General features: G+C 38.9%; 12 protein-coding genes. 6 read left to right on the forward strand and 6 right to left on the reverse strand.

Features of this window, described 5'->3' with window-relative positions; genetic code table 11:
- Positions 1-2: 2 nt before the first annotated feature.
- The 5 genes from LA313_RS10955 to LA313_RS10975 form a co-directional block, all read right to left on the reverse strand.
- Positions 3-1,388 (reverse strand): NAD(P)(+) transhydrogenase (Re/Si-specific) subunit beta, encoded by a 1,386-nt coding sequence (locus tag LA313_RS10955; RefSeq protein WP_228914859.1) that lies wholly within the window; start codon positions 1,386-1,388, stop codon positions 3-5.
- Positions 1,388-1,681: an NAD(P) transhydrogenase subunit alpha gene (locus LA313_RS10960; RefSeq protein ID WP_228914866.1), complete on the reverse strand. Its 294-nt coding sequence runs from the start codon at positions 1,679-1,681 to the stop codon at positions 1,388-1,390. The genes LA313_RS10955 and LA313_RS10960 overlap by 1 nt, the downstream gene beginning before the upstream one ends.
- 6 nt (positions 1,682-1,687) lie before the next feature.
- Positions 1,688-2,803: an NAD(P) transhydrogenase subunit alpha gene (locus tag LA313_RS10965; RefSeq protein ID WP_228914871.1), complete on the reverse strand. Its 1,116-nt coding sequence runs from the start codon at positions 2,801-2,803 to the stop codon at positions 1,688-1,690.
- Between the two features lie 545 nt (positions 2,804-3,348).
- Positions 3,349-4,281 carry a DMT family transporter gene (locus LA313_RS10970; RefSeq protein WP_228914872.1) on the reverse strand — a complete coding sequence of 311 codons (933 nt, stop codon included), beginning with the start codon at positions 4,279-4,281 and terminating at the stop codon, positions 3,349-3,351.
- Between the two features lie 215 nt (positions 4,282-4,496).
- On the reverse strand, positions 4,497-5,687 hold the full coding sequence (locus LA313_RS10975) for a CynX/NimT family MFS transporter (RefSeq protein WP_228914873.1): 1,191 nt from the start codon (positions 5,685-5,687) through the stop codon (positions 4,497-4,499).
- 1,003 nt (positions 5,688-6,690) lie between these two features.
- Between LA313_RS10975 and LA313_RS10980 the strand changes: the two genes are divergently transcribed.
- The 6 genes from LA313_RS10980 (at position 6,691) to LA313_RS11005 (ending at position 12,144) form a co-directional block, all read left to right on the forward strand.
- Positions 6,691-7,788, forward strand: a complete 1,098-nt coding sequence (locus LA313_RS10980) for a sensor histidine kinase (protein WP_228914875.1) — start codon at positions 6,691-6,693, stop codon at positions 7,786-7,788.
- A gap of 2 nt (positions 7,789-7,790) precedes the next feature.
- Entirely contained in the window at positions 7,791-9,116 is a 1,326-nt protein-coding gene (locus tag LA313_RS10985; RefSeq protein WP_228914877.1) for a sigma-54-dependent transcriptional regulator, read from the forward strand.
- 349 nt (positions 9,117-9,465) lie between these two features.
- Positions 9,466-10,746 carry a Glu/Leu/Phe/Val family dehydrogenase gene (locus LA313_RS10990; RefSeq protein ID WP_408641373.1) on the forward strand — a complete coding sequence of 427 codons (1,281 nt, stop codon included), beginning with the start codon at positions 9,466-9,468 and terminating at the stop codon, positions 10,744-10,746.
- 132 nt (positions 10,747-10,878) lie between these two features.
- Positions 10,879-11,295 carry a GreA/GreB family elongation factor gene (locus LA313_RS10995; protein WP_228914881.1) on the forward strand — a complete coding sequence of 139 codons (417 nt, stop codon included), beginning with the start codon at positions 10,879-10,881 and terminating at the stop codon, positions 11,293-11,295.
- Positions 11,292-11,705, forward strand: a complete 414-nt coding sequence (locus LA313_RS11000; protein ID WP_228914883.1) for a hypothetical protein — start codon at positions 11,292-11,294, stop codon at positions 11,703-11,705. The genes LA313_RS10995 and LA313_RS11000 overlap by 4 nt, the downstream gene beginning before the upstream one ends.
- A gap of 190 nt (positions 11,706-11,895) precedes the next feature.
- Positions 11,896-12,144 carry a hypothetical protein gene (locus LA313_RS11005; protein ID WP_333473556.1) on the forward strand — a complete coding sequence of 83 codons (249 nt, stop codon included), beginning with the start codon at positions 11,896-11,898 and terminating at the stop codon, positions 12,142-12,144.
- Positions 12,145-12,384: 240 nt separating this feature from the next.
- Here LA313_RS11005 and LA313_RS11010 read toward each other — a convergent pair whose 3' ends face one another.
- Positions 12,385-12,837, reverse strand: coding sequence for a DUF6730 family protein (locus LA313_RS11010; protein WP_228914885.1), 453 nt, complete (start codon positions 12,835-12,837; stop codon positions 12,385-12,387).

Here is a 12,837-nt window from a genome sequence, read left to right on the forward strand (position 1 = left end):
ATTTAATTCGAGATCAATTTCAGTTGATCCACAAGCTGTGTCAAAGAATCTTTGGCATCCCCAAATAACAGAAAGCAATTATCCATTTCAAAAAGATCGTTTTGCACTCCCGCGTAACCGGTGCTCATTCCTCTTTTCATAACCACCACTTTTCGACTATGATGGGTTCGAATGATGGGCATTCCGTAGACGGGACTTTCCTCATCATTTTCCGCAGCCGGATTAACAACATCATTAGCACCAATAATAAGGGATAGATCGTAAGAGTCCATCTCCTCATTAACTTCCTCCATTTCCTTAAGATACGAATAATCAACGCTTGCTTCGGCTAATAGCACATTCATATGTCCCGGCATTCTTCCTGCGACGGGATGTACTATAAAATGAACCTCAGTATCCCGTCCCTCCAGAAGTTTCTGAAGATGGCTACAAATATGTTGAGCCTGGGCCACAGCCAGCCCATATCCTGGTACAATGGCGATTTTAGAGGAGTAGGAAAGTTCCAAAGCAACTTCCGACAAGGATATTTCTTGAATAATTTGTTCTTTTTCAGAAGCCTTTTTCGAACCCTTTTTTATTTTTCCTGAAAGAACTGTCAAAAAGGATCTGTTCATTGCCTTACACATTAATGCAGTAAGCAAAATCCCGGCTGAGCCTACAATGATTCCGCCAACGATCATTACATAGCTGCCATAGACCAGCCCTGCAAAAGCGGTGGCAATTCCTGTAATGGAATTGAGAAAAGAAATGATTACTGGCATATCAGCACCTCCAATTGGAGCTACAAACAAAATCCCGTAAACCAGGGAAAGAATTGCTACTACATAAACAATCGGTCCCAGCGCACCTGCATAAATATTTGTGAGGATTAGAGCCGGTATAAAAAGGAGGGTTAACAGAATTGTCCTGGTAAAGATGCTAGTATTTTTATTTTCGATTCTGAGTTTTTTACCTGATAATTTGGAATAGGCCATTAAACTTCCTGTCACGGCTACGCCACTTGTTATGACCCCTACAAATAAACAAAACTGAAGAAATAAAGACTGCGGGTTTTGAGAAGCTTCAATAATTCCAATTAACAACGCACATGCCCCTCCGGTCGCGTTAAATAAAGAAACCAATTGTGGCATTTTGGTCATTTCAACCTTGCCTTCTATTCTCTTTCCGGCAACCCCACCAAAAAAAATAGCTACAGAAAGAACTAAAAGATTAGTACGCGGAATATTTGCGGAAATACTTATGCCAATTGTAAGGCAAACCGCCAATACCATTCCCGCAGCTGCAATAATATTTCCCAATTTTGCTCTTTTTGGAGAACTCATAAATTTTAACCCTGCAAGAAATGAGATAATGGAGATCAAATACCCCAGCTCGATCAAATTTTCCATTACTTTTTATTGCTTTTGGAATTGAACATGCGAAGCATTTTTGCTGTGACAAAAAAACCTCCTGATATGTTTACTGTTCCCAGGAAAACGGCAATTCCGCCGAGGATAAGATTAACATAATCTGTGGGATCGACCTGTATCATCATAAAGATCGCGCCCACCAGGATCACGCCGCTTATCGCATTGGCTCCCGACATTAATGGAGTATGTAAAATGGCAGGAACGTTAGAAATTATTTCCACTCCCAAAAAGATGGAAAAGACAATGAAGTAAGTTAAATTAATAGTTTCCATGAATTCTTATGTAGTGTGAAATTTCATTTGAAGCTGATTGTGGACAAGGATTCCGTATTCTATTACGGAACAGTTTTTCAATAAATCGTCCTCATTTTTCTTCGAGGTGCACATATGATGGATGAAATTATAATAGTTGGTAGAAAGAAGTTTGGACGCAGATTCGGGAAGTTCCCGGACAAGATGCGAATCACCTACTATTTTAATATTGTTGTATTTTATTGTTTTTCCGTTCTCGGTAAGTTCACAGTTCCCTCCCTGTTCCGCAGCCAGATCCATGATAACTGAGCCGGGGGACATGTGATCAACAGCGGTCTGATCAATAAGTACAGGGGCTTGCTTCCCCGGAATGTTAGCAGTACAGATTACAATGGAGGCTGTTTTTAAATGTTGATCTATAAGGGATTTTTGTTTTTTTAGATATTCCTCTGTTTGTTGAATGGCATATCCACCAGCATTTTCTGATTCTGAATATCCTGGAACTTCAATAAATTTGGCGCCAAGGCTTCTTACCGCCTCTCCTGCTGTGGTGCGAACATCAAAAGCTTCAACAACGGCTCCCAGCCTTTTCGCGGTGGCAATAGCTTGCAAGCCTGCAACTCCGGCTCCCAAAACAATAACTTTTAAAGGTCTGAGGGTCCCGGCAGCTGTTGTAAACATGGGAATACTTTGAGAAAGTATGTCTGCTGCTTTAACAACTGCTTTGTAGCCGTTTAAGGAAGCCATAGAGGAAAGAACATCCATTTTCTGGGCCTGTGTGGTACGTGGAAGAAGATCCAAACTGCTGACGGAGATTTTTGGCCTCAGATAATTTTCAATTCGTTCTGAAAAATAACCGAAGTTGTATATGCCCAGGAATTCACATTCCTCCCTAATTTGCTGGCCCTGGTAAACTGAGTTAACAGAGGCAATAAAGTTGGCCTCTGTAAATATGCGTTCTGATGAAGTAGCAATTGCGCCCGCTTCGAAGTATTCCTTATCAGAAATGTTTATTTGAGCTCCTATCCCGAATTCGAAGATTACACGGATTCCAAAATTAGAAATGAGCCTATTTACTTCCTTTGGTAAAAGACACACCCTTGTTTCGAAATCGGGTTCTTTAACTAAACCTATTGTTTTCATGGCATAAATTGAATGACTGGTTATTTAAATTCCGGAAGAAGACAAAACCTATACCCTTAGATGTCCTTTTTACCAATTAATTGGTAATATGCTGACAATGAGCAGATCTTCAATGTAACTTGCCGAAATTTTTTAGCTGAAGATGGGAAAAATCTACCCTTTCGGGGAGATTTGAACCGGCTGGCTGGACCAATTTTTTTTGAAGAAGGGGAAGTAGTATTATGATTAAGAATATTTTCTCTTACAATTGGCCTTATATTTGAAAATCAATTTACATCAATTTTCTCATGCCCGGAAACATTTCAACCAAAGTATAACTTTAGACATCCGCTGTAGGGTTAAAATTCCGGCAAGAGTAAGTTTGTAAGACAAAGTATAAACTAGTAGAATATTATTGAATAATAGCAGTAAAGAAAAACGAAGACGATTATAGAAACGCTATTGTTAAGGCAAAATTGAAATTAGGGATATGAATAAGCAGAAGTATTGTAGCGTTAAAGAGAACTCTACTTACAGATCTCTCCCAGACTTACAGCTTCAATTTACTAAAGTACAAACAACCTGTTTTTCTTTCGCTGGTTTTTGAGTTTTGATATAAGTTTGGTGAATTTAAGATTGTCGAAAATGAGTCCGCCAATGATAAAAACAAGACCAACAAGGGTGGAACTTTGAATTTCTTCGTCCAGGACAAAATAGATAACAATTAATGAAATAAAAGGCACTAAATAAATAAACCTACTCACCTTTGATGTCTGCTCCGATTTTTTAAGAGCCAGTGACCAGACGATAAAGGTAAGCCCCATTTCGAACAAACCAACATAAGCCGCCCCAAAATAATGCTTTGCAGAAAAATGAGGAAACTCTGAAAACAACGATAAAGCGATGCTGATATAAATTAGCCCAAATAAAAAATTTAAAAAGAGCTTGCTTATCTCATCCCTTTCATCTTTGGTATTGTAAATCCAGAATAAGGCCCACACTAATGCTGATGCTATTCCATAAACGACACCAAGGGGATTGCTAAAGGAAAAATCGGCAAGTTCCCCGTGTGTAGAAATAATTAACACGCCAAAAAAGCTAATCGAAATGGCTACAAAATTTTTGAAACCTATCTTTTGTTTTAATATAGGAATGGACAACAGGGTAATCATAATAGGCCAGGTGTAATTTAAGGGCTGAGCCTCCTGCGCCGGCAAAATGGTATAAGCCTTAAACAGAATAATATAGTAAATGAAAGGATTCACCAGGCCAAAAACTGCAGATTTCAGAAAAGCTCTTGCCGGAAGCTTTAGAATATCATTTATTTTTTTCTGATAAACTAGAACACAGAAAAGTGTGAGGAGTGATACAGAAACAGAAAGAAAAAGGAGCTGTAGAAAATCGAAATAGTTCAACGAGATCTTCATGGCTGTTGCCACTGTCCCCCAAAACAAGACCGCGATTAGAGCGTATAAATAAGCTTTCTTTTGTTCTGTCATAGTGCAATTTGTTTTAGCTGGAGGATAATCAATTATAAATTCAAATCAATTCCAGATTTTTTTACAAATATTAATTTATTGAACAAATATATCCCTGAAAAAAATAATAAAACCGACACTATTGTGGTAACAACGAGTACAATAAGAAGGAGTTTAAAATGCTAATTTTTGTAAATTTCAATCAATTGATTTCCTTCTAAAGTAGGATTACGGCACTATAACTTCTGGGCTCTTCCGGCTCCCATACCTACCCATAATTTTAAAAGGGAAATTATAACCAGGAGACCCAGGGAGTAATTCCAAATTTTGAAGGAATCCTGAATGAGGCCAACTAGAAATGGTCCTATAGCAGCAATAAAATAGCCGATCGACTGCACTATTCCTGAAAGTTCTGCCGCTGTTTCTGAATCTGATGATCTTAGAACAAGCAGTAAAAGTGCAAGGCCAAAAGTGCCGCCAAGAACCAATCCCAAGATAGATACCCAAACGACAACAAGTCCAAGTTGAGGTAACATCAATCCTACTAACCCTATGATTTCAAGAAACACCAGCAATGCGATTACCAGGCGTTGATCTTTCCTGGAACCCGCCCAGGAAGGAACGATCAAGGCACCTATAATTCCCGTAGCCTGAGACAGGGACAGCATCCACCCGGCGAATTCGGTGTCATAACCGCGAGAAATTAAAATATCGGGTAGCCAGGCTAGAAGTACGTAGAAAGTGAGAGATTGAAGTCCCATGAAAAGAGCCAGTTGCCAGACTAATTGGGTACCGCTCAATTTTTTCATGGCTGTTTTAAAACTGCGTCTCGGTTTGTTGCGTTTTATTCGTTTTATCTGTGGGATCCAAATAACAAACGCTGCGAATGCCAAAAGGCTCCAGGAGGCCAGAGATCCCTGCCACCCCAGGTTAAGATCGGCAGCAAGCGGCACACTTAACCCAGCAGCTAAAGAGGCACCAATAGACATTGTGGCAGAATATAAACTGGTGATAAAACCGGCTTTGTGAGGAAAATTTTGCTTGGTAAGCGCAGGAATCAAAACATTTCCAAAGGAAATAGCAATTCCCAGTAACGTGGTGCCCAAATATAATCCCGCGATATTACTCCAGGACCTTATTAAAATACCGACTACCAATAAAGCCATGGCTCCCAGTATGGTTTTTCCAATTCCGAAGCGCTTGGTAAATAAAGGCGTAATTGTGGAGATCACCCCAAAAGCCAACAGCGGCAAGGTAGTTAGCAATCCGAGTAATGTATCCGAAAGATTGAAGGCTTGGCGTATATGATCGACCAATGGCCCGATACCCGAAAGAGCAGGACGCAAATTCATGGCTATAAATAAGATACCTGTCAGTAGCCAGATTCGGGCACGTTTGGTTAAAAGCTCACTATTTGGGTTGTACATATAAAATAGGCAAAGGTATTGCAAATACAAGAATTTTAAGGGAAACCCGCGGTCCGGTTTATGCTTAAAAATGGAAAAGTTTTGCTATCCGAATATCAATTAATCTCCCTTCAAAAATGGCATTTTTAGCAGGTATTCTTGAGATAGCTTTGGTAGGAAACAAGCTAACTCTCCGTAAGTTCAAAAAAGACTCAAATCACAACCGGGTACTGAATTTTATTTCTGCAGAAAGGGTTAAAGAATGACCTGTTCAATAGCTTATCATTTTATCTGTTTTCACAAATTTTAAGGTTCAAAGAAAATCAATCACTAACTGGATAACCGGCTTCTGAAAATTTGCAGAATGAAAGAAATAGACCTATCTTTGAAGTTAAATTATTTACAGACATTGTGTTAGTTCAAGCTTCACATAAACTGAAAATCATCTTTCCGAAGTCTTAAGCACCCGCGAGTGTGCTTCCCTTACCCTGTTGACTTTTTTAAAAATTACCGTCCGATATCCCGGATCTAACTCGTTGCGTCAAAAGTTCAATTGGGAATATGTTCAATTTTTAATCATTTTAAAACATATTATCATGGCAAAGAAACCAAAACAAATAGATCTTAAAGCTAAGAAACAGGAGAAGATCTTAAGAAAACAGGAAGAAAAGAAAATGAAGAAAAGAAAATCCAGAGTTTAGGGTTTTTTGATTATAATAGAAGGGCTTGCTATGGGCAGGCCCTTTTGCTTTTTGAGAGACAAGATTCAGAAGTCAGGATTTTTTTCAGTAATTATGAATCATTTAGTGCTGCTTCTTTTTTGCAAATTTTTAAAAATTGCCAAGATCATGCATATATTTTTCCGGTAATCCTGCAACTTTCCTTAAGATAATTCTCCGAGCTTCTATGCCCTGTTTTGAAATTTATACCTTGCAATTATAAATTTAATTTTTGGGCTGTATAACAAATCCGTAGAAAAATTCTGTTTCATAAAAGGCCTATCTTTGAACAAATATTGCGCGAGATGCCATCAATCACTTCCACCAAAGAAGAACTTCAGGAAAGAATCAAGGAGTTAAGCTGTCTATATGAGATATCTTCTTTAATTAGACAACATGCTGGAAATAACTTGTATACTCTCCAAAAGGTTGCCGGAGTGCTTAGGGAGGCCTGGAGATTTCCACAGCAGGCAGTGGTAGAGGTTCAATTGGATAGCTTATATTATGCTACAGAAATCCCTCTCAAAAATACCATTTTTCAGGAGGCAGATATAGTGGTTTTTGAGGAAATAAAAGGATACTTAAAGATCTACTATCCCTCGCCGGAATTTAGTGACAAGCATTTTCTTCCCGAAGAACAAAAGTTGCTGGAAAAAGCTGCTGATGAGATTGGTACTTTCTATGAGAAACAGTTGCGGCAGGAAAAGGAAGAACTACTAAGAAGAAGTGTACATCGTACCGATCGCCTCGCCATTCTTGGAGAGATCACCGCAGGCATCGCACATGAGTTAAATACTCCGCTGGGCAATATTCTCGGCTTTGCCGAACTTATACAGGAGCGATCAGAGAGTGAACAAACCAAAAAGGACATTTCAAAGATTATTAAAGCTGCAATTTTTTCCGGGGAGGTAGTTAAGAAATTAATGTTCTTTGCCTGTGAAATGCCCCAGCGCATGGAAACTATCATTATTAGACCGGTAGTGGAGCAGGCCTTGTCTCTTTTAGGACAAAACTTTAAAAAGGCACAGGTCACGTACAAACTTGAGATGGGAGATAATAATCTACAGGCACAGCTTGATCCCATTCAGCTTACACAGGTGCTTTTTAATCTACTAATTAATGCCCTATATTTTTCTCCTTTAAATTCTGTCATAAAAATTAAAGTCTATAAACAGGTATCAATTTTATTTATTGAGATTATTGATGAGGGACCGGGCATAGCTCCTGAGAACCGCAATAAGATTTTTGAACCATTTTTCACTACCAAACCAATGGGTGATGGCTCTGGTCTTGGTTTAAGTGTAGTTCACGGAATCGTGAAAAGTCATAAGGGAAAGATCATTACTTTTGATAATGAGCCAATGGGTACCGTGGTTCAAATTCAACTTCCTATAAAAATGTAAAAATGGCACTACAAAAGGAGAATATTCTTATAGTAGATGATGATTATGATATGCTGGAGTTGCTGCAGCGCAATCTGGCAAACCAACATTATCATACCTATAAAGCAGCATCGGTCATCGAGGCCATAGATATTCTTAAGTTGAGCAATATTGATCTCTTGATCACCGATCTTCAAATGCCTGGCATCAATGGATTGGAACTCATTAAATATGTCGATGAGCATTTTCCCAAAATCCCCAAATTAGTTATCACCGGTTATCCTTCGCTTGACGGTGCCATTGATGCCATGCGCAGTGGTGCATTGGATTATTTGGTCAAACCCTTTACCCAGGAGGAACTCAAAACTGCTGTGGAAAAATCTTTATTAACGGTAACGCCAGGGAAAAGAGCTACGGAAAAGTCGGCTAAACTTGAGGCTTATGCGGGGATGATTGGTACTTCCGAAGCTTTTGAGGAAATGGTAGATATCATTGAACGCGTTAAGAATAATAGGGCCACCATATTGATCCAGGGGGAAAGTGGTACCGGAAAGGAGCTGGTGGCAAGAGCAATTCATTACAAAGGTGCTTTTGCGGGGAATCCTTTCATTGCCGTGAACTGCGGCGCCATACCTGAAAACCTATTGGAATCTGAACTATTTGGGCATGTAAAAGGTGCATTTACCGGGGCAGGAGAGACCCGTAAAGGTTTCTTTCAGGCTGCTGCCGGCGGAACCATTTTTTTGGATGAAATAGGCACGGCTCCCGCAAATGTACAGACGAGCCTGCTGCGGGTTCTTCAGGAAAAGGAAGTACGGATGATAGGAGCTCAAAAGTCTGAAAAAATTCAGCTGAGGGTGATAGCGGCCACTAACAGTGATCTGTACAAGATGATCGAAAATGGCACTTTTAGGAAGGATCTTTATTATCGGCTCAACGTTGTCAATATTCGCACGGCACCACTAAGGGAGCGAAGAGGAGATATACTGCCACTGGTAAAGAATTTCATCAGGAAATATGGCGTGGAGTATCAAAAACCTTATACTAAGATTTCAGAAAAGGCACTGCAGCTTTTAAAGCGACATTCATGGCCGGGAAACATTAGGGAACTGGAAAACGTAGTGCAGCGTGCAGTGATTCTGAGTGAAAGGGAAATCGAAGTACAGCACCTTCCTGAAGAAATTAAAGTTCCGGAACCTTTAGCTTCAGGAGATAATTTGAATAAACCATTAAAAGAAGTAGAAAAAGAACATATCTTAAAAGTTTTGGCTTCAGTAGGAAATAATAAAACCAAAGCTTCAGAAATCCTTCAGATAGACCGAAAAACCCTTCGGCAGAAACTCAAATAAACCGGTACTTTTCGCGCCGGTCGGGGAGTTCTTCCCCGGTAAAATTTTTCCGCAGAAAATATTTATTTTCCATAAAATCCTGTATATAAGGCATTAAGGTTCTAACATTGCATTGGTTTTCTTGGTGGGCATGCCTATTGACTATAACAAGTCATAAATCAAATTTAAAAGAACTATGGCCGATAGGAACAAACAGCCGGTTGACACTGCCGCGACCAAGCCGCAGGGTATTCCTGTGAATTTACCACATGAACTGCTAAAAAGCCTTTGCTTTAATTGCGATAAAAGGTCGAACTGCATTTTTGTGGAAAAGAGAAAAATTTATTGCGAACTTTTTGAATAAGAAATGATGATTACAAAAACACAAGAGAAGAAGCAAAGTATGTATGATACGGTGCTTAACCAGTTTGAAAAAACTGCCGACCTAATTGGTCTCAATCCTAATATTAAAAAGATTCTTGGTCTTACCAACAACGAGATCATTGTGCATTTTCCCGTGAAAATGGATAATGGAGAAGTGGAGATCTTTACCGGCTATCGCGTGCAACATAATAACGCATTGGGGCCGTATAAAGGAGGTCTTCGCTATCACCCAACCGTTGATGTTGATGCTGCAAAAGCACTTGCGATGTGGATGACCTGGAAAACATCTCTTGCGGGTTTGCCTTATGGAGGTGCAAAGGGCGGTATCCAGATCGACCCACGCAATTATAGTCTTGGGGAGTTGGAAAGAATTACCCGTCGCTTCACCTATGCTTTAGGTGAAAACATAGGGCCCGAACACGATATTCCTGCGCCCGATGTGAATACTAATGCGCAGACCATGGCATGGATCGCAGATACTTATATGTCGACAAAATCACCTTCAGAAAGATCTCAAAATCAACACGTGGTTACTGGAAAACCTGTAGGTTCTGGTGGATTGGAAGGGCGAGATCGTGCGACAGGTTTTGGAGTTTATCATACTATAAAGCTGCTTCATGAATCCCGCGGCGAGAGCTTAAAAGGTAAAAAATTTATCGTTCAGGGCTTCGGAAATGTAGGTTACTGGGCTTCAAAATTTTTAGTAGAAGATGGAGCTATTCTCTTGGCTGTACAGGATGCACATGCTACCTTGTTTAATGCGGAAGGGATTTCTGTACCTCACCTTTATGATCACTCCAGTCCCCGGAAAGGTTCTATAAAAGGATTTGATGGTGCAATAGAAATGGATCCTGAAGATTTCTTCGGCCTGGATTGTGATATTTTGATTCCGGCGGCGCTTGGTAATCAAATTACTGGTGAGAATGCCTTTAAAATTAAGGCTTCTGTGGTTGCTGAGGGTGCCAACGGCCCCACAAATCCCGAAGGAGAGAAAATTATGCTAAATAAAGGAATTACTATAATTCCTGATATTTTATGTAATTCTGGCGGCGTTATAGGCAGCTATTTCGAATGGTTACAAAACCGAAATGGGGAGTTGTGGCAGCGTGAGGAGGTTATTGAGAAGCTGGAGAAAAAATTGACGCAGGTCTTCCATAACGTTGCAGGTGCGGTAAAGGAGAGAAATACCGATTGGCGTACTGCTGCATATATAATTGCTATTTCACGAATTGAACTGGCATATAACCAAAGAGGGATCTTTCCTTAAAAAATAACTTCCGGAAATCCTTTTTTTGGAAGGTAAGGATCCGGGAAAAATAGCAACTCTGATCCCGCCCCTGTGTGGGATCAGTTGTTTTTAAACTTCAAAAGAAGAAGTTACAAATTAAAATATTTAATCATGAAATATAAGGAATTGATTATCGAAAAAAAGGAATTTGAACTGCTTAAGCAGATCATTTCTATGTCCCAACATTACAAAGACAAATCTTACCGACTCTCAATCCAAAAACTACTTAAGGAGATGAACCTGGCAAAGGTGGTATCTAGTGCAAAAATGCCTCTGGATGTGATACGACTTAATTCTGAAGTCACTATTTCTACTCCCGACAATGTCCAGAGTACTTATCATCTTGTAATGCCAGAACTGAGGGACATGAAGCGGAACAAGATTTCTATTCTAGCTCCTATGGGATTAGCACTTTTTGGATATGCCAAAGGAGACGAGATAGAATGGGAATTTCCAAAGGGATCTAACAAAATTAAAATTTTAGATGTAATTCAACATCCACAAATATTGAAAAAGACAGCATCATGAGAGAGAAAGTACAGGAGCATACCACCGATATTGAAGTAATAAAATTGGAAATTATTCCTGAAACCAAGAGATGGTTAGAAAAAATTGACTTTATAAATACGGAGATCAATTTTTTGAGGATGCTCTTATTCCGAAATTTTATTATTAAGATCAACAGGAACGTAGAAGACTCCAAGCATTTACTTAAAGTACTGGATGAGCTGCAAGAAAACAACACAAAACGTTTAAAAGCTTCAAGGGATCTTAGGCATAAGCTGGAGGGTTTGAGAGAATGTGATGATGTTCAATGTGAGAACCTTTACTTGGGGGAATATCTCATTTATAAGGAAAAAATCTATGCGCATCTGGAAGAAGTACAGCATGTGAAATCCTTGTTGTATGAATATTTTGCAAATGGTCTAAAGGAATAGTTATTGCATATGGCCATTTCTCTTCTGTGTGAAGATAAGTGGCCATAATATTGAGAATTTTATCGATTCAAATCTTTTGGTGGTTAAAACGGTGCGCGGCCAGAATAGTAAAGTTTCGATAGCAAAAATCAATTATAAAATCGTTCTTTTTCAAGAACTTTTAGATAAGTTTTGGTATAAATATTGTTTATTGAAATACAATTTTAAATTTATAAAAATTATGGGTAGGCCTTCCACAAAACCGAAAGACCTGAGAGATGGTTATTATATAGAAGTTAAGAATAGGAACCAGAAATCTGGTATAAAAATTCGGAGAGATACCAGAAGCCAACTTCTTATGGCTATTGATGAATATAAAGAAACTAAGGAAGTGGTTATTCTTGGGAAACAAGAGAAAGGAAAAATGAAGGACATTCCGGAACTTAAGGTTGAAATTTAGGCTCTTTCTTTATCAATAAAATTGAATTAAGATCTGGATTATACCTATCCCAGCTCTTGTAATTTTTCTAATAAACTACTAAATATCGCATTGTATTTTTATTCTTCCAGCATCAGTAGTGAGGTGCTTTAGGTGGCTATTAAAATGCTGTTTAGTTTAAGGAAGCAAGAGCCCCATTTCCTACCATAACTTACCTGCGCTGGATCCGATGCTGTTTTTATAGCGTACGGTGGTTAAGCATTAAATAAAAACAGCATTGGGCGCATTATGGGAATTTTTATCAGGCAACCTTTTTATTTTTTGTCTTTGAGGCTTGAAGTCTTTTAAAGCAGTTGATTCCTCCTGAAGCATTTCAATTTTTACATCTTTTGATTGCATTAATTCAAAACTTAAATAACCTATGATCAGCACCAGAACTAGTAGGATACTTCCAAAGAGAGCAATTATGTTCCTTGGAACTATAGTTGTATTCTTTAGCTTTTGATCAATTGATCTCAAATTTTCCAAGGCTAGACTTTCTCTTTCCTGTTGCTTCTGAAGGAAAAAATTTAGACGTTTTTCCAACACCTCAGTACTTAATGGAATGCTACGGGTGTTGAGTTCCTCAGTCATTTTTTTCATCTGCACGAGACCCTTTTGAAAATCCTGCATTTCATCAGCCATAAGCTCCATGATTTCATCCATCTTTTTCAT

It is taken from the genome of Salinimicrobium sediminilitoris (assembly GCF_020866905.1).
GTDB lineage: Bacteria > Bacteroidota > Bacteroidia > Flavobacteriales > Flavobacteriaceae > Salinimicrobium > Salinimicrobium sediminilitoris.

Coding starts and splice junctions, on each gene's coding strand:
- LA313_RS10965 (WP_228914871.1), bottom strand. CDS start 2,803: ATGAAAACAATAGGTTTAGTTAAAGAACCCGATTTCGAAACAAGGGTG.
- LA313_RS10985 (WP_228914877.1), top strand. CDS start 7,791: ATGGCACTACAAAAGGAGAATATTCTTATAGTAGATGATGATTATGAT.
- LA313_RS11010 (WP_228914885.1), bottom strand. CDS start 12,837: ATGAAAAAGATGGATGAAATCATGGAGCTTATGGCTGATGAAATGCAG.
- LA313_RS10995 (WP_228914881.1), top strand. CDS start 10,879: ATGAAATATAAGGAATTGATTATCGAAAAAAAGGAATTTGAACTGCTT.
- LA313_RS10955 (WP_228914859.1), bottom strand. CDS start 1,388: ATGGAAAATTTGATCGAGCTGGGGTATTTGATCTCCATTATCTCATTT.
- LA313_RS10970 (WP_228914872.1), bottom strand. CDS start 4,281: ATGACAGAACAAAAGAAAGCTTATTTATACGCTCTAATCGCGGTCTTG.
- LA313_RS10980 (WP_228914875.1), top strand. CDS start 6,691: ATGCCATCAATCACTTCCACCAAAGAAGAACTTCAGGAAAGAATCAAG.
- LA313_RS10990 (WP_408641373.1), top strand. CDS start 9,466: ATGATTACAAAAACACAAGAGAAGAAGCAAAGTATGTATGATACGGTG.
- LA313_RS10975 (WP_228914873.1), bottom strand. CDS start 5,687: ATGTACAACCCAAATAGTGAGCTTTTAACCAAACGTGCCCGAATCTGG.
- LA313_RS10960 (WP_228914866.1), bottom strand. CDS start 1,681: ATGGAAACTATTAATTTAACTTACTTCATTGTCTTTTCCATCTTTTTG.
- LA313_RS11000 (WP_228914883.1), top strand. CDS start 11,292: ATGAGAGAGAAAGTACAGGAGCATACCACCGATATTGAAGTAATAAAA.